This is a genomic window from Mucilaginibacter sp. A3364, assembly GCF_059690715.1.
Map to the genome: position 1 here is coordinate 1,540,657 of NZ_JCAWED010000001.1, position 23,900 is coordinate 1,564,556.

Here is a 23,900-nt window from a genome sequence, read left to right on the forward strand (position 1 = left end):
TATGGATAACAAGAAACCATCACCCAAATTAGGTACCGAATCGGCTATCGATAAAAAACTGGCCCCGCAGCCTGAAAATACCAAAACCGCCAGTCTGGCGCCGCACACCGCCGACAGCGCCGGTGAAAAAATGACGACCAATACGGGACTGCCGATCAACGATGATCAGAATTCTCTAAAAGCCGGGGATCGTGGTCCGACACTGCTGGAAGATTTTATCCTGCGGGAGAAGATCACGCATTTTGATCATGAGCGCATACCTGAACGCGTGGTGCATGCCCGTGGTTCGGGCGCGCACGGGGTATTTAAAGTATACAAACCCTTGGTTGAATATACCAAAGCCGGGTTTTTAAATGATACCGAAGTGGAAACACCGGTCTTCGTACGTTTCTCAACAGTAGCCGGCTCGCGCGGTTCAAGCGACCTGGCACGGGACGTGCGGGGCTTTGCCGTGCGCTTTTACACCGAGCAGGGCAATTTCGACCTGGTGGGCAATAATATGCCGGTCTTCTTTATCCAGGATGCGATCAAATTCCCGGATCTGATCCACGCCGTGAAACCCGAACCGGATAACGAAATTCCGCAGGCGGCTTCGGCACATGATACCTTCTGGGACTTTATTTCTTTGACACCCGAATCAGCGCATATGGTCATGTGGGCCATGAGCGACCGCGCCCTGCCACGCAGTTATCGCATGATGGAAGGCTTTGGCGTACATACGTTTCGCCTGATCAATGCCGAAGGCAAAGCCAGCTTTGTGAAATTTCACTGGAAGCCGCTCTTAGGCGTGCATGCCGTGGCCTGGGACGAGGCGCAAAATATTTCGGGCAAAGACCCGGACTTTCACCGCCGTGACCTTTGGGACGCGATCGAAAGCGGCGCTTTCCCTGAATATGAGTTAGGCCTGCAGATCATTCCCGAAGAAGATGAGTTCAAGTTTGATTTTGACCTGCTTGACCCGACCAAATTGGTGCCGGAAGAATTGGTGCCGGTACAACGCGTGGGTAAACTGACCTTGAACCGTAACCCGGATAATTTCTTTGCGGAAACCGAACAGATCGCTTTCCACTTAGGGCATATTGTACCGGGCATCGATTTTACCAATGACCCCTTATTGCAGGGACGCTTATTTTCTTATACAGACACCCAGCTGACCCGTTTGGGCGGGCCGAACTTTCAGGAGATCCCGATCAACCGGCCGGTAGTACCGGTGCATAATAACCAGCGTGACGGCTTTATGCGCCAAACCATTAACCGGGGCAAAACCAGTTACGGTCCCAATTCTTTGGGGAACAACGACCCGCAGCAGGTCAAGGAGGCCGATGGCGGCTTTGTGTCTTACCAGGAACGTATCGAGGCTCGCAAAGTACGGGCGCGCAGTAAAAGTTTCTTTGACCATTTCAGTCAGGCGCGTTTATTCTTTCGCAGTCAATCAGAACCGGAGAAGAACCACATCGTGGATGCCCTGAGTTTTGAATTAGGCAAAGTTAAAACGGTAGTGGTCCGCGAGCGGATGCTGGGCGTTTTATCACAGATCGATATGGGTTTAACTACGCAAGTGGCCTATAACTTAGGTTTAAGTATCCCCGAAACGGTCCCGGGTAATCTAAATGTACCCGCAGATGGAAACCCGGCGGATTATCAATCAATACAAGTCGATGGCTCGTTAGCCAAATCGGCAGCTTTAAGCATGGCTAATACCCTGAAAGACAGTATTGCCAGCCGAAAGATCGCTATACTGGCGGCAGACGGCGTTGATGCCGGTTCATTAACTACAATCAAATCGGCATTGGAAGCTGAAGGCGCGGTGGTGGAAGTCATCGCACCCAAATTAGGTTTTATCACGGCTGAAAATGACGAGCAGATCGAGGTAGACCAAAGCTTTTTAGGCGCCGCCTCGGTATTGTTTGACGCGGTTTACGTGGCCGGGGGTACCAATTGCGTGGCAAGCTTGGAAGCGGAAGCTAACGCGGTACATTTCCTGAACGAGGCCTTTAAACACTGCAAAGCCATCGCTGCGGCGGAAGACGCAATGCAGGTGATCGACGCTACTTATTTCAGCAAAAAACTGCCTGCCGATTATTCAGAAGACAGCGTGCTGAAGGAAGGCATATTAGTTGGCGCCGTTGACAAGAAATTTGCGGCGCTGTTTGTTAAAGCGATCGCGCAACACCGTTTCTGGGAGCGTGAAAAACCAAGATTAATCCCCGCATAAATATGGAAATGACCTTACAACTGATCAGCGCCGCCCGGCAGGGCGACGCTGATCGCATAAAAGAAATGATCGCGCAGGGCGCAGAATTGAATGGGCGCGATGAAAAGGGCTATACCCCTTTAATTATTGCCTGTTACAACGATCGCCTTGAAGCGGCCCGCCTATTACTCGAAGCCGGCGCTGATGTAAATGCGAGTGATTTTGGCGGCAACACGGCCTTGATGGGCGTTTGTTTTAAAGGCTATGCTGATGTAGCAGAACTGCTGATCGATCATGGTGCTGATCTGGACCTGCAGCATGGTAATGGCGGCACCGCGTTGATGTTTGCGGCCATGTTCGGCCGGAATGGACTGGTGCGATTATTATTAGCCCATGGCGCGAATACAACTTTAGTAGATAGCCGCGGTTTATCGGTATTTGATCTGGCGGCACAGCAAGGCAATGAAGAAGCGATAGCCCTCCTGGAAGCAGCCTGAGGCATCGAGAGTGACAATATGAGCTGGACCTGCCCGAAATGTGATCGCGAACTACCCTGGAAAGATTACCGGCATTATTGTCAGCGGGTCGATCTGGATAGTTTGTTCGAAGGACGTTCGCCGGAACTGGTTTTGGCATTTGATAAGATCCTGGCGGAGGCGGCGGATTGGCCGAAGGTGCTGATAGGGGTGACGCCGAATTGTATCGTTTTCACGCGGCGGGTCGGGTTTTTAATTATCCGGCCGATGAAAAAGGAGCTGGACATTAAGTTCTATTCGGCGGTCGCGCATCCGGAGAAGCCGGTGATCAAAAGCGTAGCGGTGGGTAAGAAGTTCGAGAATCATATTCGCGTTTCGACCGTTGACGATATCAAGCCCGGCTTATTCGTTTATATCCGGGAGTCCTATGATCTGTAAATTATTTCTATTTTTCGCTGATGAAAATGGGCACTGTTCTGGTCATTGATGATGACCCTGATATGTTGGAATTGATCACGCGGATATTGGAAGATGCTGGTCATGTGGTTCGCCAGGGCCGGGATGTAACGGCGGTTTATGAGATCGAAAAAGATCCGCCCGATCTGCTGCTGATCGATAACTGGCTGGACGGCAAGACCGGCCGGGATATCTGTTACCAGTTGAAGACCGGGCCTAAAACGCAGCATATACCGGTATTGCTAATCTCGGCGACCCGGAACCTGGCGGAAACCGCCGCCAGTTGCCTGGCGGATGGCTATATTGATAAACCTTTTGAGATCCCGGAACTGTTGTCCAAAGTGGCGCTTTATCTGGGAAGCTGAATAAATTAAAGAAAATATTATGGCAGAACTTCCTGATCTAACCGTGTTCGCTAAGATACTGAACAAAAAATTCAAGGGTAAAAAACTGGAGCAGATCGAAGTCACGGTCGCTAAAAAACTGAATGTGACCGAGACCGCGTTAAAGTCCGCGTTGGAGGGGCGCGAACTGATCGAGGTGAAGCGTTCCGGAAAAACTTTGCAATTTCATTTTTCCGGTGAGCAGGTGCTCGGGCTGCACTTGATGCTCCGGGGCGAACTGGTCGACTTGACGGACGAGGGCGCGCCGCGGTTCCAGATCCTGGCTTTTCATTTCGCGGATCAGCAAGGATTCGCCGTGATCGACCTGCAAAAACAAGCGACCGCGACTTTGCAGCCAGCGGTGACCGGGGTGCCGGATGCCTTAGAGATGAGCAAAGCCGACCTGCTGGCCTTATTGGCCAGAAAGCGAACGCTTATCAAAACCTTGCTGATGGATCAAAAGCTGTTAAGGGGTATCGGTAATTCTTATGCAGACGAGATCTTATACCATGCCGGTATCTCGCCTTTTTCCATTGCAAACGCGCTGCCTGAAAAACAGGCGGGTCAATTATATGAAAGTTTGCAGACCGTTTTGAAGCAAGCCATCAAAGACATCGGATCTGCGAATGGTGATGAACTCCGGGGAGAGCTGAAAGACTTCATGACCGTGCATAGCGCCAAATTGAAAACTACCACGAAGGGCGAACCTATCAAAGCAGAGAAGATCGGTGGACGGACGACCTATTATACCGAGACACAGGAATTATTCACTTAGGGTGATCCAGACAGGCGCATGATCGCTGCTGCCTTCCCAGCCGCGGACCGCTTTGTCTACACCGGCGGTTTTCAGCCGGGGAGCGATGGCTTTATTGAGCAGGAAGTGGTCAAGGCGGAGGCCGGCGTCGCGTTCATAGGCATTGCGGAGATAGTCCCAAAAAGTGTAGATACGTTCGTTCGAGTGCAAATGCCGGATCGCGTCGGTCCAGCCTTGAGCGACCAGCTTTTGATAAGCCTTACGGCTTTGCGGCCGAAACAAAGCATTCTCCAGGTATTTTTCGGGTTTATAGGTATCCAGTTCGGTGGGCATAACATTATAGTCGCCGATCAGGATCACCGGCAGTTCGCGGTCGACCAGATTTTTGGCGTGTGCGCTCAGGCGTTTGAACCAGCGCAGCTTATAATCGAATTTCGGACCGGGCCAGGGATTGCCGTTCGGCAGGTAAATGCAGCCGATAACGATACCGTCTATAAAGGCCTCGATATAACGGCTATGCGTATATTCTCCATCTTCACCGGGCAGGTCGCGCTGCAATACACGGATCTCGCTTTTGGCCAGTATCGCTACGCCATTCCAGCTTTTCTGACCCAGCCAGATAGCATTATAGCCCGCGGCTTTGAGTTGAAGTTCCGGGAACTTGTGCTGTTCGCATTTGAGTTCCTGTAAACAGACGATAGCCGGATCGGCTTCCTTTAACCAGCGAAGCAGGTTGTCCAGCCGGCCATTAATGCCGTTGATGTTATAGGTAGCGATCTTCACCGGCTTTAAGGCGCGCCTTGTAAAGCATCGTTATGATCATTTTCGGGATCGTGTTTGGCAGCATCTTCCGCACGGGGGATACCCGCCGCGGCATCATCACCTTGTTGCTCAATGGCGGCGTTGACCGCATCACCGCTTTCTAGTTCGTTACCGATCTCATCGGTCTGTTCCTGGTTGTTCTCTGGTTCTATCATGATGATCTAGTCTAAGACGACCTGCCATTCCTGCGTTTCGTTCAGCATATAGCCCAGTCCGTCGCTCATTTCGTGTATTTCCCGCTGATGTTGGTCGCTGAAGCGGGTATGCAATTCATAGACCGCGCCGCCGTTCTCCCGTTTCAGAAAGAAAAGCAGCGAGGCCATGTTCGGCGCAACATCTTTCAGCTGATCCGATTCTCCTTCTTTGACGAACGCGCGGCTCATTTTACTTTCTTTTCGATCGCTGCGCGCTGATTGCCGGCAGACTTTTTAGCTTCTTTGATACTTTCCTGGCTGCTGCCTGTTTTACGCGCTTCGTATTTTAATTCGTGTGGCTGATCCGATACGGAATGTCTTTCCACTTTACTTCCTCGTGTGCTCATAGGTATGTTATTTTATTTTTTAATAATTAACAAATTTCATTCCAACCGTTTTGTGTGTGAGTTGCGGGAACTACCTGATCTGCGTTTTCGGGCATGCAAAGGCCGGCTTTTTGCTTGCTAACCAACGATGAACGAACCGATTTCAAAAGATTTGCACGGGCTGATCGATTACAGTTATGCGCTGATCGTGCCCGCCCTGCCGGAACTGGTGGGCTTTAAACAACCGGCTGCGAAAGCACTTTGCCGCGGCTTAGGGGCTGGGGCGCTAACTTATAATATGCTGACCAGAGGCCGCTGGGGATTGCTGCGGGTATTGCCCTTTAAAACGCATTTAATGATCGATGCTGCCGTCAGTTGCTTTGCGCTGGCTGCGCCGTTGGTATGTGGTTTCAGCCATAACGCCAAAGCGCGGAATACCTGCTGGCCGTGGGCCTGGCGGGACTGACAGTGAGTTTATTGACCGACCCGAAAGAAAGGCCCGGTGATGGATTTTATTAATGTGGTGGGGCTGCTCGGCGATTACCGCAGATCGTTACAATGATCAGCGGAAGGCACAGCGGACGAAGCTGGTGGTGAGAACGATCTGGATGATGAGCCACCTACAGCCTAGCGGTGGCAGATTTACGCCTTGTCGTAACGGCTGTTCCACCATGGATAGGGGGTATCGGAATAACCGCAACAATGCGTTACAGTTTTTCCGGCTCCTCTATACCTGAAATTACGCATTTAAAACCTCGGCGAGTAAACGATAGGATCTCAATCGCGCCTGCTGGTCATAGACATGCGAACTGGCCATGAGTTCATTGATGCCGGTGGCTTCTATAAATGTACTTAACTCCCGGTTCAGTGTTTCTTTACTGCCAAAAAAGCTGTAGCGCAGCATTTGCATGGCGGCTTCGCGTTCGGCTGGGCTCCAGATATCGTCGATGTTATCTACCGGTGGCGGCAATAATTGGCGGCGGCCGGTGATGATGCCTTTAAATAATTGCTGCAGGGAGGTGGCTAAATAGCGGGCCTGTTCGTCGGTTTCGGCGGCGACCACGTTGACGCAAGCCATGACATAAGGCGCTGAAAGATGCGCTGATGGCTGGAATTGTTTACGGTATAATTCGATCGCTTCCAGGAATAGAGCAGGTGCGAAGTGGCTGGCGAAAGCATAGGGCAGGCCTTTGGCGGCGGCCAGGCGTGCGCTGTCGAGGCTGGAACCTAAGATCCAGATCGGGACGTTCGCGCCTTCACCCGGTACAGCGCTGACGCCATTGGGGTGGTCGCCGGCGAAATAATGCTGTAAGGCCGCGACATCTTGCGGGAAATGAAAGGCGGCGCCCATATTCTCGCCACGGATGGCATGCGCGGTGACCTGGTCTGAACCGGGTGCGCGGCCCAGGCCAAGGTCGATCCGGTTAGGATACATGGCGTCCAGCGTTCCGAATTGTTCAGCGATCACTAAGGGCGAATGATTGGGCAGCATGATGCCGCCGGAACCGACACGGATACTTTTCGTATGCCCGGCGATATGCCCGATCAGTAAACTGGTGGCGGAACTGGCGACATTGATCATATTATGATGTTCGGCGAACCAGTAACGCGTATAGCCGAGTTGTTCGGCTTGCCGCGCATTGGCCACGCTGTCATTAAAGCTATGCGCGATGGTGTGTCCTTCGATGACCGTTGCCAGGTCGAGTACCGAGTAGTTGATCTTTGCCATGGTCAAATATAGGCGGAGCCGCGGGCGCGATAATGTCATGAATTACAATATGACGTTGCGCTGTCACGGAGAATTGTTTAGTATTGCGCTATGCTGAGTTTGTATGATTTTAATGCGTTGGATGATAACGGGAAGGCGGATGCGGTTTGGGCGGGGAGTTTCCTGGCGGACCGGGAAGAAGCTGGCCAGCGGGTACAGTTGTACTCGGTGAGTAATTTCTACGTCGAGGTATTTTATGATCCGGAAGCGAATAAGATCGTAGCTTTTCGTGCTTTTAACAGCAAACAACTACTTGCACCGTATCTGGCGCAGATCAATTTCCATTTACCTTAATTTGGTCTTGTCTACAGCCCCAAACCTTTTCGTCTGGATTTTTTTGGCAGATTTGCGATGAAATTTTTCAGCCAGTCCGGTTGCTGTGCAGATTGATCGGTAACGGCTCCTTTTTCAATGTTCATTAGCGGAACGATACGTACCGCTTCATCGACTTTTGCGAAATTCTGTAACAGCGTAACCGTTTCAAAGTCACCAAAGAATTTGCTGAGATTTTTCAATCCTTCCGTGTAATTCGCCTGGATATTTTCCAAACTTACATGATGACCGCCATTCGCTACTCTATGTTTTACCCGATCAATAGCTGCCTCAATAGAATCCAGTCCGAAAAAATATAAATGACAGTCATAACCTCGTTCTTGAAAAAGCCTGACGGAATCCATTACTTGTTCCGTACGGAAATTGGTTTCAAATGCACAATGTACGTTACCGGAGATCTGTGTCTGCTTCCAATCATCGAAAATAGACCCATTAACGGCGTCGTAGAGCGCACCGCTGTCGGTCGAATCAAAGATCTTTTTGAGCTTGGCAAATTCTTTATCACCATCAAAAATGGGGGTGTTCTCTTCTAATACAAGCGAGGAAAATGTACTCTTTCCGGCACCGTTGGGTCCGGCAAACACATATAGCTGGGGTTTCATTTTTGTAAGCGCCTTACGGTACGGCTACGACCCGTGGCAGCATCCACGTGTACGCGTTCAGAGCGGTCACGATAATCATGGATCATCACATTTTTAGCATCACCTGCCTGATAAACGTTATAAGAGCCCTTCTCCAGGTTCTCACGTTCTACTCGCTGCGCGATCGGCTGTAAAAATGCAGCTTGCTCTCTCAAGGAAAGTTCATGTAATGCTTTGCGTTTCATGTTACACAAAGTTATGAAATTCCGGGGATTAAACACAAACCTTCCCCCGAGAGGGAAGGTTTGATTATTTAGGCGCTCATTTTCCGGCTGCGGGATTTTTTTTTTGCCCCATCATCCTGGGTTTCGGTTTGTTTAGCTGCTGGTTTCATTTCTTGCTTGGCTTCGGGCTTTTTATAATTCTCCAGCTTTTGCGCTTCGCCTTTGTAGTTAGTGATCCGGACACGGTGCTCGGCCGGGTTGGCTTCTAAAAAAAGCTGTACGGTCTTGGCGTCTTTGTTCACTTCGACCTGGTGGCGGTTGCCTTTTTCGAGGGACTTCATGAGTTTGTCATAAGCACCGGGTTCGTTGATGCCCACAATATCCAGTTTTTCGATGGCTTTCTCGGGGCGGTAGTTCCATTTTTCGCTATAGGAGTTAAGTTTGAAATTGCCGTTCTCGGTTTTCTCGCCCATATCCAGTGTCAGCCAAGCCTTGTAACGTTCGCCGTCTTTGTTCTCCAGTTCTTTGTGGACGGCGCGGCCTTCCATCAGGTTAAAGGCCTCTTTAGCGGTGATGCCGCTGCCTTTGTTGATGTAAAAGGTTTGCTTTAGGTCTTTGTCACGCAGGGAAGCGTCGTACTTGTTAAAGAAGTACATGTCGTTCTGTTCTCCGGCTTTAAAATGCAGCGTATAATCGACCGATTGTTTGTTGTAGTCATTGGTCGCAGCCAGCGTGAATTCCGGTGTTTTGCCGGCGATCTGTTGTTCCAGCGCGGTGTTCATTTGCTCGCCGAACCCCAGGTTCAGCAATTGCTTTTTCAGGTAATCTAAATTTTCAATGTTCATGGTACGTGTATTTAATGAATGGTTATACATGGCTTGACGCAGGTCATCGATCAGGCTGGCTTCGGTAAAACCGAGCGCCGCCAGTTCGGCTTTGAGTTCGTAAAAGTTGACCGCGGTTCGCATCTTTATTTATTGATCTTTAACAGGATAGGGGTTTGGTCTTTGAGTTTGACTTTGATCTTTTTGATCTTCTTGCTGAACAGGCTCTTGGCGGCATTGATGCCGCTGGCGGCGGCCTGGGTGCCGAGGTTCTGATCCATGGTCAGGAATTGCATGCTTTGCAGGGCGTTATCCGAACCGTTAGCGGCTGCGCCGCCGAGTTCGGCTTCTGGTGCCGGGATACCGGGCATACCGTCGAGGCTGAAGACGGTCAGGTTGACCGGGATGATCTGTTTTTCTAAACGGATGTTCTGGATCGTTAACAGGAGCCTTTGATTCGTGACCTGGCAGATACCAAAGAGTTGCTGGCCTTTGGGTAACGTTTGGCCTTTGATGGTGACGGTATCGGTGAGTTTCAATTGGACCGCGCTGCCGTCGGCTACTTTTTGTTTGCCGTCAATGATGGCCGGGATAGCCTGGAAGGGGCTGGTGTCCGCGGGTTTTTCGGCTGCTTTGACCGAGTTGGGGTTTTGGATGGCTTGCAGCTGGCTCAGCATTTGGCTGAGCTGCGTGATCTCGGGGTCTTCGCGGCGCTCGGTCTTCACCGAGCTGCTCATGTCGTTCAGCCTGCGGAACTTTTGCCCGGGTTCATCTGCGGGCTGACTGAGCGTCCGATTCAATTGTTCGAGTTTGGCTTGGATGCGTTCGGCGCTTTGGTCGGCTTGGGGACGCTCAGCGACATTGGCCAGAAAGCTTTGGCTGATACCGTTTTGACTGGAGTCATGTGAAGCGGCCTGGTAAACGGCAAGCTTGTCGTTGCGCTGGTCTTTTTTGAACTGGGCCTCGGGCAGGGTCAGGTCGATACCGGCTTTGCTGACCGTATTGGTTTTGGTGCCGGATCCACCGCCGAGTGCCCAGAAGGCAAGGGTAATAAAGGGGATGACCAGTAGGGGTAATACCAGGAGGAATTTACGTTGTTTGTTCATGGCTTATCTGTTTTTAGTGAATGACGACCGATATATATCGGCGTCGTTGCCGGATTAATATCGATGGTATTATATTGAAGCGATAGTATTAATAATAGTGTATAGATAATTGCTAATAAGATGGTTATGATTTTCATCGGTTAATGGTGGTATCGCGGTTGACTATCGTTTCCCAGCGTTCGATGAGGAAGCCGTGCGGGTTATTATCACTGCGGCTGACATTGCGCAGGTAACCACGGGTGATCAGTAATTTATTGATGGTCGAGGTCGCGCGGATCAGCTTTTGCAGGGCATAGCATTGGAAAGCGTACGGATAAGTTTCCATGTCCAGCCGAATGCTGTCGACGCGGATCTCCTGGCTGATATTGCCCGAGATCAGGTTATTGTAATAGCTCTTTTCTTTGAGGCCGTTGTATTGGTTACGCGCGCTTTCATCAGCGAGGTAAAGCGCTTTACCGATATTGCCTTCGATCACTTTTTCATCGGGGTCAAGCGTAAAGAAGTAATGGTGGAACATGCGGATATGGTCGCGGGCTTCGACAGGAACATTGTCTTTGCGTTCGGCCGCGAAAGCTTCGAGGGCTTTGCCATTGGCCAGGATATAGATGCGTTTACCGGCGATGGCGGCAGCTTCATAGCTTTTATAGAGCGCGAAGCCGCTGATGAATGTACAGGCGCCGATCAGGATATAGCTGAAGCGTTTGATGTGCTGGAAAGCGCTCTCGATATTACGAAGATGGGTGAACATAAGCGTTTATTTTTTAAGGAGTTGCGTTACGCTGGTTGAAGTTAATGCGGTCACTTTATTAAGCAGACCGTTGCCGCCACCGGGATTGATGATATAGCCGGCTACAGAGGGCACGGTAAAGTAGCCGATGGTGCCGATCAAAAGAAAGATTAGGTAGGCGGTGTCGGTGGCGCTGAAGAAGGTATCACCGGCCTGGTTGACCTGCTGGATGTCTAGCTTGAGCATATTCTCCTGTACCTTGCCGATGATGGCGCCAAAGATATTGGCGACGGGTAACCACAAGAAGACATTGACATATTTGGCCAGCCAGGTATTCAGCGTGGATTGGAAGCCATCAAATACAGAGAGGCCTAAGACCAATGGGCCCAGAATGGCGAGCACAATTAAATAGAAGGTGCGAATGGTATTGATGCAAAGCGCTGCGGCCTGAAAGAGGACTTGTAGGATCTCGCTCATCCATTGCTTGACCGTATTGCGGAAATTATAACTGGCTTTGGCCATGGCGAACTTCATGTCGTTGCCGATACCGGCAAATACACCTTCTTTATCACCGCTCGGATCGTCGGGATGGGTGTATTTGTACCATTTATCGCGGTCACCGTCTCCGTCATCGCCGACATACATTTGCCAGGCGTTGGTCTTCTCAATGGCGGCCTGTTTGGCCGCCAATAATTTTTGGATGGCCGCGTCCGAGTTCTTGACCATGGAACCGGTAGCGCTGACGGTTGGGTTGAGCACGCCGTTCATGACCGCGATGAGTGTTGGAAATAAAAGAATGGCCATGCCGATTCCAAAAGGCCGTAGGAGCGGGTAGAAGTCAATTGGTTCAGCCGCCGCGATCTTTTGCCAGACGCGGGAACTGATAAAGAGGAGTGCGCCGAAACCGGCGATGCCGCGGCCGACACCGATGAGCTGGCTGCATAAGGGCAGCATATCATTGTAGACGGTGTTGAGCGTGGCTTGTAAGCCACCGATATCCGTAGCGAGTTGTAAGACTATCATTTATACAGTTTTTTTAATGTGTTGATATCATTGGCGTCTTTGGTGCGCTGCAAAGACAAAAGGATGCTCTGGCGATTGAATTTGCGCAGGAAGTACAGCTGATCCGTACTGTTGGCATACAGGCGGTCAATAGCTTGCAGCCGTTCAGCATCCGACATCCGGACCTTTCCGGAAGTGATGATCGTGGTTAGTTCATTCAGCTGATCGAGACTTTGATTAATGAGCCGGCTGTAAACGTTACTCATGTAAGCGAGTTCTTCTGCGCTGAAGCGTCCGCTTTGACGGAAGTTGTTGTAATGCTGTTTATACTCGCTGACGAGGCGGCCTTGCTGGCGGATGATCTCCGCGACACGAGCATAGTTCCGCACGGTCGGACTGACGGCCAACAGGCCATTCAGAAAGACATTATGCAGATCAAAATTGCCTTTGGCCAGACCGGAAATGGCGCCATAACCTTGCTGGTAGATCTGGTAACCCGTACGCATATCAAACAGGATACTTTTGAACTGGGTGAGTTTTTCGATGTTGAGGATCAATTGCTCGATCTCCTGCACCTGGCCATAGGATCTGATGCTGATGAACAACATCACGGTTAATAAAGCCCCACGGCGCTTAAGTGTTCTAATGATTTTCATATAACCCTTTTAAAGTTTTTATACTATTCCTCTCACGCGCCTGCTGAACCTCATAGACGTGTATTTGCGCGCTGTAGCGACGCGCGAATTGCAAATTCGACAACATGGCCGCATGAATAGCAGTTAGTTGCGTCAAGCGCTCCGCATCACTCATTTCGAACTTAGCTGATAACACGTTAGTCAAAGCCGTCAGCTGCGTCTCGCAATCGCTCATTAAAGCTGATCTGACACGAACCTGCTGCCAGTCTTTAATCTGTTTAATGATATCCATTTGCCAAACCAGGATCTCTTTGACTTTCGGGTCATTGCGCAAGGCCGGATCAACATTCTTCAAGCGGTCATAAAAGACCGTATGCTTCTTGAACTCGTCACCGACCGCGTCGGTGATCGTGCCTAATCCGCCTTTGGCGATCTGGTAACCTGCCCGCACGAAACCACCATAACTATTCAAAGCGGCGATCTGCGCGAGCAGGTATTTCTTCTGGGTCTTCTTTTGCGAGAACCATTCCGCGAAAGTTTGTGCCTGCGCCAAGCTGGCGCTTAGCACCAGTGCTATCATTATTCTAATGCATGCCATAATAATTCTTTAAGGTTTGTACTTCGTTCGCGTCAGCCGCCCTACGCAGGCTGAGCATTTGATTCTGTGCATTGAATTGTTTCAGGTCATTATAATTCTGATCCAGCGCATCACCCGCTTTGGTCAGGAGTTCCAGTCGTTCGGCGTCGCTCATTTGCGTTCGACCTGCTGTCGCGATACCGAGTAGTTCATCCAGGTTTTTCAGGCTGGCTTCGAGGATGCCGGTATAGACCTGTTGCATATGACCGAGTTCGTCAGGAGAGAAGTGACGGTCATTGCGGAACAGGTTCCAGGCTTGCTGGTATTGTTTGACCAGTGCGGCTTGTTTTTGACCGAGTGCCTTAATATGGCGGTAATCGCTGATCAGTGTTTTGACCTGCCAGAGTTCCTGGTAATAGCCGCTGTAGAGTTTTTCCTGTTTGCCGCTCCAGTCGCCGATCTCTTTCAACCTTAATTTGGACAGGGTGTTCTCGATCTGTTTCTGCGCGTTCTGTAACCAGATGGTTTCGTTCTGTAAACGCTGGATCTTGAGATCAATGGCTTTGATGACCTTTTTGACCACGGTGCCGACAATAGGGATCTGCGCTTGTGCGCCTGAGGTGCAGAGCAGTAATATGATCAGTAACTTTTTCATTTGATGCGCTGATAAATGGTTTGACCAAGGATGATTTTTTTACCGTTAAACAGGAGCGAAGGTGCGTCCGGGCTATGCAAGCCCCATTGTTTGACATGATGCTCTTTGGGTAGTAATTCGCCGTGGCGGATCTTTTGGTAACCGGCATGATTGATGACGATCGTATCGTTGATGATCAGGGTATCATGCGCGATGGTATACTGGTTTTCGATATGAGCGACATAAGTGCCGTTGTTATTGGAGCGGCAGGCGGCGAAGAGGAGCAAGACAGGCAGTAATTTTTTCATACCGCAAAAATGCCCGGTCTAAAAAAGTATAATTCAACCCTATACCGTCAGGACGGAACGATTTATGATGTCAAAGGACTCTGGAATATCGGAAAAAGCCGCGCTGTTTCAGCGGCAAAGTTGAACATCGCATAATTTTAAAGAGGTATAATAAACGCTTATAGCCGTTTATAAACGGATAAGTCTAAGCCGGTATGATTATGCTCAAGCACGTTGACGCGATCCTTAATCGCCGGAAAGGAAAGGTTCATATGCATATACAGTTTTCGTAGTTTTTGTCTCCATCTGGAAGTGCCTACAGCAAGAATCTCTGACCGTCCATTTTTTCGATTCGGTCGTGGCTAAGGCGATGTTTGAGGTCACTTGACCATGCCGGCTTCAGAAATTTGAGTAATAGCGCTGGGTTAGTTAATGGATTTTCCTGGCTCTCAAATTCAAAGATGGTCTTATGTATCTCTGAATTGTAGATATTGCTTTTACACACTAACTTCACTCATTTAGAGCCATCCACACCCACTTTAATGCTTTCAAACATCAAACGCATATTTATTTTTTTGTGCTTTATAATGATTACCTTGCTTCATCATACAGTCAACAAAGTCATATTGCTTGGACGCGTAGAAGATACGCCCGTTTTACGGACTTTGAATGGTGGTAAATCGGTCCTAACCTTCACATTGATAACAGCAGAAGTGCTACGTCGCGCTGATGTAAGGGCCGAACATCTTGAGAGGCATAACGTTATTTGCTACGATGAAAAAGCATCATGGGGTATAAAGGCCTTAACCAAAGGCATTGCGGTCTATATTAAAGGAACTATAAGAACCTCAATGCAATTGGATAAAGAACGCATTAAACGTTATCAAACGGATGTCGTTGCATTAAGCTGCTCGATCTTCTCCTAGCATGTAACTCACATTAAGATTCAAACTTCCACCATCTGGAGGGCATGCCACGAAATTCGCTGATCTCTTCTACAAGCTGTCCTACTTCGTGAGCGTGTAAGCGATATTTACCGTTTGGGGTGTAGGTAAAGACCTTATCAGGTATTTCGAATGTGATATACCCCAAGTAGGTGCTATCGTCCTGTTGCTGTAAATGTCTTTGGCTTTCTTTAGTAGAAAGGGAAAGTTTACTCCACGATAACCCATCTTTGCGGTAAATGCTATAAGTATAGGCCAATACCGGATGCCCGTCCAGGTGAGCTTCCGAGTCTGGTATTACTGCTAAGTCAGTTTTCGAATTCAGTGTCACAAACAATGGTTGCATACGATCGTTTTTCTACAACCGCCACAAATGGTATGCCTAGCTATTAATTTATCACTATATAATAGCTAACGGCCTTGAACAGCTTGGCAGCCTATAAGATAATTTAAGCATGAACCACTATGTGTCCTAACGAAAGGCCTTTAGGTGTTCCCTAGTGGTAACGTGAACCAAAATGTACTACCGATACCAGGTTCGCTGTCTAACCACATCCTTCCACCATGCCTGGTGACTATTTGGTGGCTAATATAAAGGCCAATGCCAAGACCAGATATGTGGGAAGCTAAACTTTCAACGCGATAGAAACGAGAAAAAATCCGATCGTGTTGATCTGCCGATATGCCCATGCCAAAATCTTTGACGCTTACCTTGACTTCTTGGTCGACTACTTCAACATGCACCTCTATCATGTCCTTTCCGGGCGAGTACTTGATGCCGTTACTTATTAAATTGATCACAACCTGTTCAATGCGCTGCTGATCCGCTACCACTGGTAACGGAGTGAGCGGAAGGTGCAGTGATATGTGATAAGCAGGGTTAGTTTGCTGCATCAACTCTATGACATCCTTTAGGGCGTCGCCGAGATCAAAGGATGTATAGTCGAATGGTAGCTGACCGGTTTGGATCTTAGATACATCTAGCAGATCCCTGATCAAGCCTGATAGTTTAGCCACTTGGCTGCGCGCTCTTTTAACAAAGGGATAGAGACGATCATCGGGTGAAACACCTTTTTCGATGATCTGCAGATAACCACTTATACCGGTAACCGGTGTCTTAAGTTCGTGACTGGCCATACCGATAAATTCGTCCTTTTTAGCATTGAGCATCTTGATCTCTTCATACAGTTTGGCGTTATCTAAGGCTACTGCCGCTTGTGCAGCAAGCCCCACGATCAATTGCTCGTGCTCAGCAGTGAACTTAGCTGGCTCAGGGTGTCCGAAGAATAAACCACCCACTACAATGCCTGCTTTTGATACGACGGGAACAGCCAAGTAACTGACCACAGGTAGATGGCCTTTTGGCATGCCGTGGTGAGGTGAGTTATGTCCGTAACGTGGATCTTTGGTTATATCATCGACACGGACGATCCCTTCTCCCATGAACGTTGGTGCGAATACTTTGGTGTTCCTTGGCATCCCGAACTTCTCAAACGCTTCACGTGGTGCGCCTGAAATGGTGTACAGCATATAAGACTCACCTTTATGATCTATGACATTATGGAAAAAGGCACCAAAAGCGGCCCCTGTAAGCTTAGTTGTAGCATCAGTTACCTTTTGCAGGATGTTTTGAACGTCCAGGTCCTCGGATATCGCTAAGCCTACCTCATTAAGCACTTCAAGGCTATCATTGTAGCGCTTAAGCAGTTGTTCCGACTGTCGGCGTTTGCTGATATTGCGTACGATCTTAGAGGCACCAATGACCTGGCCTTTTTTATTACGAATGGGAGAAACAGTAAGTGATACCGGTATCAGTTCACCCGATTTTGGTTTACGCATGGTCTCAAAATGCTCCAGCTTTTCACTGTTCCTTATTTTACCGATAATGATATCCTCTTCCTGGAGCCTGTCCTCGGGAATGATCATCGTGATGTGCTTGCCTATAGCTTCATCGCTTGTATAACCAAAAAGCTTTTCGGCCGACCTGTTCCAACTAGTGATCACCCCATCCAACGTCTTACTGATTATCGCATCGTCAGATGAGGTGATAATAGCCGCTAGCATCGCTTGTTCAGATTCTTTCTTCTTCAGGTCCGTAATATCTAACACCGAACCAATGAAACGGAAGGGAACGTCTTTAGCATCGAAAAGCACTTTCCCTTTCGCCCTAACCCATCTTTGAACCTTATCCTCAAAGCCAACAGTTCTATATTCGATATCGTATTCGCCATTACTGATGGACTTAACGAAGCAATTATTTATCACTTGTTTTACTCGCTCAAGATCGTCCGGATGCAGACCCTCCAAAAAATCATGTTCATAGGTAACGGGGCCATGATGGCTGATACCGAATAATTCACGACAACGAGCATCCCACTCCATAGTACCCTCCACTAGGTCAAGGTCGAACGTACCGAGTTGGGCTGCACTTTTGGATAATTGGAGCTGCTCGACCGTTTTCTGTTGCTCCTTTCGTGCGTTTACGATATCATGAACATCTACCGCTGAACTGATATAACCCGCGAACTTGCCGTCCGACCGAAATCGTGGAACACCCCGGGCTAACAACCAGCGGTATCCACCCGATATGTAAGGCATCCGAAACTCCCAGCTAAAGGCTGTTTTGTTGTTGAACGCGTTCTCGAAGGTTTTGGCGATACGGTCACGGTCTTTATGATGAACCAGGTCCAACCAACCGTTCTGCATCAGATCATCGGCACTTCTACCAGTATACTTAGTCCAAGCTTCATTGAAATAAAGCGCATTGCCGCTTTCGTCGCCAACAGCGACCAAGATATCAGTGCTTTCAGATAGTACATTTGGTTGCTCATCGCTTGCCAATGTGTTTTTAGGAATGTCGGTGCGACCAGCTGGTTCTGATAAGGTATTCCTTCCAGTGTTATCACTAAGAGGTATTTCTTGGACCTTAGAAGCGCACAGCCATTCTGTGATGTTGTTTGAACTATCAAAGAGGGGTGTACTTTGTGTATAAGCTCTGGCAATACTTCCATCAACTTTCAGGACCTGGTAGGTTAATTCAAATGATCGTTGAGTGGAAATGCCATTAGCAATGGCTTTAGTCACCTGTGCATGCTCTTCGGCAGGAACATATCGCGACATCCAGCCAGTGATCGGTTCAAGAGTGTTTGGGAGTATCCCTCTACCGACCAACTTCTTCATGACGCTCCAGTCGGCACTCATTAAAGAAACGATATCTGACGTAATATTAATTAAAGCATCAAAACGGTCATCGCGCTCGCTCATGGTAATGTATTTAAAGGGAACTGTGTCCCAAGCTTTGTCAACAGCTCGAAAGTCAACAATGTCGTGATAAGTTTAATTGGAAACAAATTAAATAGCGCTCACAACTCAGGGGACGGTTCACTTACACTCAACACCTGGTTCTGTGACGCAACTTACTTACAAGGGGATTACATTGTTAAAACCGTACCGCCAACGGCAAATCAGTCAACACCGCAATTTATAGTAGTACCCAGCTCGTCACCAAAGATTCACCCGTAACTGACCAAGGGTCGATATCATGAAGTAATTTAATATAACAACATCACATTAACGAACTGGCTCCCAATCGCGCAGGCCGATAGCGCAGCAAGCTACTGCCTATATCACACGAATTCCTTATTAGTAATTGTATTTTAAAACAGTTGTCGGCGCTTTCCATTCTCTACGGCTAGTTTCAGCTGTTTGAGCAATAGATACATAGCTCTTTACCCATGTGACTAAAAGGTAATTCTACAGTGGTCAATCCAGGTTCGATCAATGACGATGGATGGTCGTTATCCAGGTTCGATCAATGATGATGGATGATTGTTATCAAGGTTCGATCACCGGAGGTATGATTGATTTCATCCTTTTCCCAACACGATTTGCGCGATAGCTTTTTTAATATTCCCGTATTTTTCGGTATACCGCTGCACTTTGGCCTTTTCACTGGACTCCGTCGTATAGGTCCAGTATTTTTCGGGGCTGACCTCGGTACGGTAGACCTGGGATAGCTGGCCGTTCAGACTGATGAATACTTCTTTGTATTTGTAGCGTTCGTCGTTGGCGCGGTTCATGCTCATGATGAGGACGGTCTCTTTGTCGGTGATGCCGAGCAATGCTTGGATCTTGGGGAAGTCGTTCTGGTATTTGCTGGTCGAGCAGGATCTTGCAGTCGCTGTTATTATTGACTTATTTACGACGGGAGAGGAAGTTTTATGACCGGTCGATAGCGAAGGTAGTGGTAATTACGAAGCGACCTTTACGACATCACCGCGAAAAATAATTTTAAAGGATCATTAGTTGAAAATTTTCTATTGATCTTTAAAAATTAGCTCGACCCTCTTACAAGAAGTTGCGTTTTTAAAACTACGGTCGGTGCTTTCCACTTTTCTACCGGTAACTCTAATTGTTTAAATAAAAGGTCGGTGGCAATTTTACCCATATCACGAATGGGCAGTTCGACAGTGGTTAATCCCGGTTCGATCAACGACGAGGCATAATCATTATTAAAGCCAACTACAGCGATATCTTCAGGTACACGTAAGCCGTTCTCCTTAATGATCGTGATCGCTTCGATCGCAGTTGGATCATTTACACAAAAGATAGCGTCAGGGGGCTCGGCCAGCGTCAGAAAATAGTTGATGTAGATCTTTACTTTAGCCAAGGTCAGATCATAATGAATGACCAGATCATCAACTACCGGTATTTTGTTTTTCTTTAACGTGTCCACGAAGCCAGCTTTGCGTTTTTGTGATATAGCCAGCGATTCGGGCCCGGAAAGATGGGCGATCCGTTTTCGTCCCTTATCTACCAAGTGTTGCACAGCAGCCTGGGCACCTTCATAATCCTCTACTATAACTTTCGGGACGATCATTTCATCGCATACGCGATTAAAAAATACGATAGGTATGCCTTTACGTTGAAATATCTTTAAATGATCAAAGTTTTTCGTTTCCTTCGTCATCGACACTAGCAAGCCATCTACCTGGTAACCTAACATAACTTTAGCATTAGCTACTTCAGTTTCGTAATTTTCATCAGACTGGCCGATAATTAACGTATAACCTGCTTCCTTAGCCCTTTCCTGGGCTCCTATAATTACTTGCGGAAAGAACGAACGGGTAAATTCAGGTACGAGTATCCCAATAGTGTGACTCTTTTTACGCATCAAACCTACCGAATACATATTGCGTTGGTAAGCCATTTCTTCGGCCAGCTTGAGTACTTTTTCGCGAGTGCTTTGGTGTACGCTTGGGTGCCCGGTCAAGGCCCTTGATACGGTCGATTTTGATATCCCGAGCTCTTTGGCTAGGTCAAAAATGGTGGTTTGATGGTTCTTCATGCTTCACAAAACTAATTATATCCATTAATAATTTACCGGATGACCAGATAATGGGCATTTTTGGGAACCATCCCAAAAATGGGAGCGTTCCCCTTTTATAAAAATGTTTTTTCATTGCAACGCTTTCAAATGCACGGTATACATTTGGTCAACCATTATAAATAACGAACAAACCTATCGTTCAAAATAAACCCTAAAGAATGAAGACACTTTACCACATCGGTCAGGTTGTAGGAGCGGAGCACTGCTGCATTAACCAATTAATTGTTGAATTTAAATGTTTGCGCAATGAAAAGTAAGTTTTTCATATTTATCATGCTGGTCATTTTCGCTGGTTCGGTAACCGCGCAAGCACAGCAGATCATTAAAGGACGTATCAACGATGAAAAAGGCCAGCCACTTACTGGAGCCACTGTTTTTCTAACCATCGAAAAAAATGCCACGGCAACTGATATCAATGGCGATTTTTCCATTACTTCTCATAACAAAGCCAACAGCGTAAGGATATCATTTATCGGCTACAAAACACAGGAAAGAACGCCGGATAGTTTCGGAGAATTTACCACTATTACGATGGAAAGAGATGGCGCTTCATTGAATGAGGTTGTTGTAGTTGGTTACGGCACCACAGCAAAAAAAGACCTGACCGGGGCTGTAAGCACATTAAGTGGGAACTTGGTAAGCGAGCGTAAAGTAACGCAGTTAACTCAGGCTTTACAAGGGGCCATACCTGGCGTTGCGGTTACCCGTAATTCCGGAGCACCCGGCTCAAGCGGAACCATACTGATCCGGGGGGTGACCACACTAGGCTCTAACGCGCCCCTGGTGATCATAGATGGGGTCCCGGGGTTCTTAGATAATGTAAACCCGGACGATGTGGAAAATATCTCCGTGTTGAAAGATGCTGCTTCCTCAGCGATCTATGGTTCGCGCGCTGCGGCAGGTGTTATTTTAGTAACTACTAAACGTGCGAAAGACGGGCAGGCTACGATCACTTACAATGGTGATTATGGTTTGGACAAAGCAACTATGAACCCTACGTTCGTGGATGCACCTACCTATATGCGTTTGTTTAATGAAATGAAAGTAAATGATGGCGCGGCCCCCGTTTACGACCCGGCGATCATACAAAATTTTGCTGCTTTGAACTCAGCCGATCCGGACAAGTACCCGAATACCGACTGGCAAAGAAGCTTTTTCAAAAACACGGCTTTTCGTCAGCGCCATAATGTTGACATTAGCGTGGGTAATAAAAACGTAAAAACTAAAGTAGGTGCAGGTTATTTGAAAGAGCAGTCGTTAGAGCCTGGACGTTCGTTTAACAGGTATTCGCTTCGCGTTAATAACGATCTCAGGATCACCGATCGCCTCGATGCAAATATTGACCTTGCTTATTTACGAACCGAATACATAACGCCAAGCCGATCAAATGTTGGTGGCCTGAGGCTGCTGCCGGCAGTATACGACAATTATTATAGTGATGGTCGTTACGCACCCGGCAAAGACGGGGAAAATGAACTTGCTTATAACGCTTTAGGAGGCTTGAGCAACACACGCTACAATAAATTTAACGCGCGTTTACAGCTTAATTATAGCCCGGTGAAGGGATTAAAAGTAAGCGGAATAGTTGCGCCTCAGTTAACGTTTAGCAACGGCAGTACTTTTTCAAAGATGATAACCTACACGTCGCTGGCCGACCCGGCAGTGATCATTAATACTTCGGGTAATACCAATTCGCTCACTCAAACACAATCTTACGAGCAAACCATTAATATGCAGGCACTGGCTAACTACCAGTTAACCGTCGCCCGCGATCATCACCTTACCGTTTTAGCTGGTTATGAGGACAATACTTTTTATAACGAAAACACGGGCGAATACCGCGACGGCTATGTACTGCCCAATTATCAGGTTTTAGATGCGGGTGCTAAAATAAACGCTACGAACACTGGCAATGCCAGCGAGAGCGCGCTACGGTCGTTCTTCGGACGGGTCACTTACAGCTATAAAGGCAAATACTTGTTACAAGCTAACGCTCGTTATGATGGTTCCTCACGTTTTGCGCCTGGTACCAGGTGGGGCTTTTTTCCATCTGTATCTGCCGGTTGGGTAGTAACAGAAGAGGAGGCTTTCAAGGATAAGCTACCTTTTTCATTCTTTAAAATAAGAGGATCTTGGGGACGAAACGGTAATCAGCAGATCGACAACTATAGTTATCAATCATTAATTAATCTTAGCTCTGTGCTGTTTTATAACAGCGCCGGTCAAATTACGCCGGTTACCGGTGGCAACCAACTATACTATGCGCTTAGGGATATCTCGTGGGAAACTAAACAGGATCTTGATCTGGGTATAGATATGGCTTTCCTGAAAGATCGATTGTCGATAACTGCCGACTATTTCGATAAAAAAACCTTCAATATTTTGCTTGATTTGCCTATCCCGTTAAATACCGGGTTATTGGCAACGGCGCAAAACGCAGGCACAATGCTTAATAAGGGTTGGGAACTGCAAGTTGGTTGGAACGATAGGATAGGTAAAAATTGGAAATACAACGTATCCGTAAATTTATCAGATTACACCAACAAGATAGTCGATCTGAAGGGAACCTCTACTTTGGGCGCACAAGCGTTGCTGGAAGGGCAACCGTATAATGTGTGGTATGGCTACCAGTCGCTCGGATATTTTAAAGATGCGGCAGATGTGACAGCATCTCCTAAGCTAACCGGCGGCGAAAAACCGGGTGATATTAAATATCGTGATATCAATGGCGATGGCAAAATTTCTGCGGATAAGGACCAGTTACCGCTAGCTAATTCGTTACCACGTTACCTATATGGTGGAAATGCCAGCATCAGCTACAAAAACATCGACTTTGGCTTTTCTTTCCAGGGCGTTGGCAAGCAGACCGGCAAATTAACTGCCGACATGGTTCAACCTTTCCAGAACAACTACGGTAATGTTAAAACATCATATCTGGGCAACTACTGGACACCTACGAACACCAACGCTAAGTTCCCGAGGTTGAGTTATACCAATATTAATGTAAACTATTCGCCAAATTCAAACTTCTGGTTATTCAATTCAGCCTATTTTAGGCTGAAAGATATACGACTGGGCTACACCTTTAACCCATCTCTGCTTAAATATGTAGGAGCAAAAAAAGCCCGGGTGTTTATTTCTGCTACCGATGCCTTTACGGTCAGCAATTTCCCTAAAGGATGGGATCCGGAGGGTACCAGAGCGAACAACTCTATCATAGCTACTTATTACACTGGTGTAAGCTTAACCTTTTAATTAAAACAA

28 protein-coding genes are annotated in these 23,900 nt (G+C 47.8%); 9 read left to right on the top strand and 19 right to left on the bottom strand.

All coding sequences use genetic code 11. The features are described 5' to 3' along the window. Position 1: 1 nt before the first annotated feature. Genes AC59JT_RS06905 through AC59JT_RS06925 form a run of 5 tightly spaced genes read left to right on the top strand, consistent with a single transcriptional unit; the run spans position 2 to position 4,284 of the window. Positions 2-2,215, top strand: coding sequence for a catalase (locus tag AC59JT_RS06905; RefSeq protein WP_497397136.1), 2,214 nt, complete (start codon positions 2-4; stop codon positions 2,213-2,215). 8 nt (positions 2,216-2,223) lie between these two features. Continuing rightward, the gene (locus AC59JT_RS06910) at positions 2,224-2,691 is read left to right on the top strand and encodes an ankyrin repeat domain-containing protein (RefSeq protein WP_497397138.1); all 468 of its coding nucleotides are present in this window, start codon (positions 2,224-2,226) and stop codon (positions 2,689-2,691) included. 18 nt (positions 2,692-2,709) lie between these two features. Beyond that, positions 2,710-3,108: a DUF5655 domain-containing protein gene (locus AC59JT_RS06915; protein ID WP_497397140.1), complete on the top strand. Its 399-nt coding sequence runs from the start codon at positions 2,710-2,712 to the stop codon at positions 3,106-3,108. A gap of 20 nt (positions 3,109-3,128) precedes the next feature. Next, the gene (locus tag AC59JT_RS06920; RefSeq protein WP_497397142.1) at positions 3,129-3,491 is read left to right on the top strand and encodes a response regulator; all 363 of its coding nucleotides are present in this window, start codon (positions 3,129-3,131) and stop codon (positions 3,489-3,491) included. Between the two features lie 19 nt (positions 3,492-3,510). After that, on the top strand, positions 3,511-4,284 hold the full coding sequence (locus AC59JT_RS06925; RefSeq protein WP_497397144.1) for a DNA-formamidopyrimidine glycosylase family protein: 774 nt from the start codon (positions 3,511-3,513) through the stop codon (positions 4,282-4,284). On the opposite strand, the gene xth is transcribed toward AC59JT_RS06925, so the two are convergent. From xth to AC59JT_RS06945, 4 genes are read right to left on the bottom strand one after another with little or no spacing between them, the layout of a single operon-like run. Then, positions 4,273-5,046, bottom strand: a complete 774-nt coding sequence (xth, locus tag AC59JT_RS06930; RefSeq protein ID WP_497397146.1) for an exodeoxyribonuclease III — start codon at positions 5,044-5,046, stop codon at positions 4,273-4,275. The two genes, AC59JT_RS06925 and xth, sit on opposite strands and share 12 nt — an antisense overlap. A 5-nt stretch (positions 5,047-5,051) precedes the next feature. Further along, the gene (locus AC59JT_RS06935; protein WP_497397148.1) at positions 5,052-5,240 is read right to left on the bottom strand and encodes a hypothetical protein; all 189 of its coding nucleotides are present in this window, start codon (positions 5,238-5,240) and stop codon (positions 5,052-5,054) included. 6 nt (positions 5,241-5,246) lie between these two features. Then, positions 5,247-5,468 carry a hypothetical protein gene (locus AC59JT_RS06940; RefSeq protein ID WP_497397150.1) on the bottom strand — a complete coding sequence of 74 codons (222 nt, stop codon included), beginning with the start codon at positions 5,466-5,468 and terminating at the stop codon, positions 5,247-5,249. After that, positions 5,465-5,626 (bottom strand): DUF3606 domain-containing protein, encoded by a 162-nt coding sequence (locus AC59JT_RS06945; protein ID WP_497397152.1) that lies wholly within the window; start codon positions 5,624-5,626, stop codon positions 5,465-5,467. Before AC59JT_RS06945 ends, AC59JT_RS06940 begins: the two co-directional genes overlap by 4 nt. A 127-nt stretch (positions 5,627-5,753) precedes the next feature. Between AC59JT_RS06945 and AC59JT_RS06950 the strand changes: the two genes are divergently transcribed. Continuing rightward, complete coding sequence (locus tag AC59JT_RS06950; protein ID WP_497397154.1) at positions 5,754-6,071, top strand: hypothetical protein; 318 nt, start codon at positions 5,754-5,756, stop codon at positions 6,069-6,071. A gap of 273 nt (positions 6,072-6,344) precedes the next feature. Here the strand turns inward: AC59JT_RS06950 and AC59JT_RS06955 are convergent, their stop codons facing one another. Beyond that, positions 6,345-7,334, bottom strand: coding sequence for an LLM class flavin-dependent oxidoreductase (locus AC59JT_RS06955; RefSeq protein ID WP_497397156.1), 990 nt, complete (start codon positions 7,332-7,334; stop codon positions 6,345-6,347). A gap of 90 nt (positions 7,335-7,424) precedes the next feature. Here AC59JT_RS06955 and AC59JT_RS06960 point away from each other — a divergent pair, with 90 nt between their 5' ends. Further along, entirely contained in the window at positions 7,425-7,667 is a 243-nt protein-coding gene (locus AC59JT_RS06960) for a hypothetical protein (protein WP_497397158.1), read from the top strand. An 11-nt stretch (positions 7,668-7,678) separates the two neighbouring features. On the opposite strand, the gene AC59JT_RS06965 is transcribed toward AC59JT_RS06960, so the two are convergent. From AC59JT_RS06965 to AC59JT_RS07010, 10 genes are all read right to left on the bottom strand, one after another. After that, positions 7,679-8,308 (bottom strand): ATPase, encoded by a 630-nt coding sequence (locus AC59JT_RS06965; RefSeq protein ID WP_497397160.1) that lies wholly within the window; start codon positions 8,306-8,308, stop codon positions 7,679-7,681. Next, positions 8,305-8,532 carry a hypothetical protein gene (locus AC59JT_RS06970; protein WP_497397162.1) on the bottom strand — a complete coding sequence of 76 codons (228 nt, stop codon included), beginning with the start codon at positions 8,530-8,532 and terminating at the stop codon, positions 8,305-8,307. The genes AC59JT_RS06965 and AC59JT_RS06970 overlap by 4 nt, the downstream gene beginning before the upstream one ends. Positions 8,533-8,600: 68 nt before the next feature. Further along, complete coding sequence (locus AC59JT_RS06975; protein ID WP_497397164.1) at positions 8,601-9,479, bottom strand: hypothetical protein; 879 nt, start codon at positions 9,477-9,479, stop codon at positions 8,601-8,603. Between the two features lie 2 nt (positions 9,480-9,481). Beyond that, positions 9,482-10,441: a conjugative transposon protein TraM gene (gene traM, locus AC59JT_RS06980; RefSeq protein ID WP_497397166.1), complete on the bottom strand. Its 960-nt coding sequence runs from the start codon at positions 10,439-10,441 to the stop codon at positions 9,482-9,484. Positions 10,442-10,574: 133 nt separating this feature from the next. Further along, complete coding sequence (traK, locus tag AC59JT_RS06985) at positions 10,575-11,189, bottom strand: conjugative transposon protein TraK (protein WP_497397168.1); 615 nt, start codon at positions 11,187-11,189, stop codon at positions 10,575-10,577. A 6-nt stretch (positions 11,190-11,195) separates the two neighbouring features. Further along, entirely contained in the window at positions 11,196-12,191 is a 996-nt protein-coding gene (traJ, locus tag AC59JT_RS06990) for a conjugative transposon protein TraJ (protein ID WP_497397170.1), read from the bottom strand. Continuing rightward, positions 12,188-12,778 carry a TerB family tellurite resistance protein gene (locus AC59JT_RS06995; protein WP_497399343.1) on the bottom strand — a complete coding sequence of 197 codons (591 nt, stop codon included), beginning with the start codon at positions 12,776-12,778 and terminating at the stop codon, positions 12,188-12,190. Before AC59JT_RS06995 ends, traJ begins: the two co-directional genes overlap by 4 nt. Before the next feature lie 34 nt (positions 12,779-12,812). Beyond that, positions 12,813-13,385 (bottom strand): hypothetical protein, encoded by a 573-nt coding sequence (locus AC59JT_RS07000; protein WP_497397172.1) that lies wholly within the window; start codon positions 13,383-13,385, stop codon positions 12,813-12,815. Between the two features lie 4 nt (positions 13,386-13,389). Continuing rightward, positions 13,390-14,037: a conjugal transfer protein TraI gene (locus tag AC59JT_RS07005; RefSeq protein WP_497397174.1), complete on the bottom strand. Its 648-nt coding sequence runs from the start codon at positions 14,035-14,037 to the stop codon at positions 13,390-13,392. After that, a complete protein-coding gene (locus tag AC59JT_RS07010; protein WP_497397176.1) occupies positions 14,034-14,324 on the bottom strand; it encodes a hypothetical protein in 291 nt (96 codons plus the stop codon). Before AC59JT_RS07010 ends, AC59JT_RS07005 begins: the two co-directional genes overlap by 4 nt. Before the next feature lie 521 nt (positions 14,325-14,845). Between AC59JT_RS07010 and AC59JT_RS07015 the strand changes: the two genes are divergently transcribed. Then, on the top strand, positions 14,846-15,229 hold the full coding sequence (locus AC59JT_RS07015) for a single-stranded DNA-binding protein (protein WP_497397178.1): 384 nt from the start codon (positions 14,846-14,848) through the stop codon (positions 15,227-15,229). Positions 15,230-15,242: 13 nt separating this feature from the next. Here AC59JT_RS07015 and AC59JT_RS07020 read toward each other — a convergent pair whose 3' ends face one another. The 4 genes from AC59JT_RS07020 to AC59JT_RS07035 form a co-directional block, all read right to left on the bottom strand. Then, positions 15,243-15,578 (bottom strand): hypothetical protein, encoded by a 336-nt coding sequence (locus AC59JT_RS07020; protein ID WP_497397180.1) that lies wholly within the window; start codon positions 15,576-15,578, stop codon positions 15,243-15,245. A 155-nt stretch (positions 15,579-15,733) separates the two neighbouring features. After that, positions 15,734-18,511, bottom strand: coding sequence for a sensor histidine kinase (locus AC59JT_RS07025; RefSeq protein ID WP_497397182.1), 2,778 nt, complete (start codon positions 18,509-18,511; stop codon positions 15,734-15,736). Between the two features lie 602 nt (positions 18,512-19,113). Next, positions 19,114-19,437 (bottom strand): TraG/VirB4 family ATPase, encoded by a 324-nt coding sequence (locus tag AC59JT_RS07030; RefSeq protein WP_497399345.1) that lies wholly within the window; start codon positions 19,435-19,437, stop codon positions 19,114-19,116. A 143-nt stretch (positions 19,438-19,580) separates the two neighbouring features. Beyond that, on the bottom strand, positions 19,581-20,594 hold the full coding sequence (locus tag AC59JT_RS07035) for a LacI family DNA-binding transcriptional regulator (protein ID WP_497397184.1): 1,014 nt from the start codon (positions 20,592-20,594) through the stop codon (positions 19,581-19,583). A gap of 288 nt (positions 20,595-20,882) precedes the next feature. On the opposite strand from AC59JT_RS07035, the gene AC59JT_RS07040 reads away from it, so the two are divergent. Further along, a complete protein-coding gene (locus tag AC59JT_RS07040) occupies positions 20,883-23,891 on the top strand; it encodes a SusC/RagA family TonB-linked outer membrane protein (RefSeq protein ID WP_497397186.1) in 3,009 nt (1,002 codons plus the stop codon). The last annotated feature ends 9 nt before the right edge of the window (positions 23,892-23,900 follow it).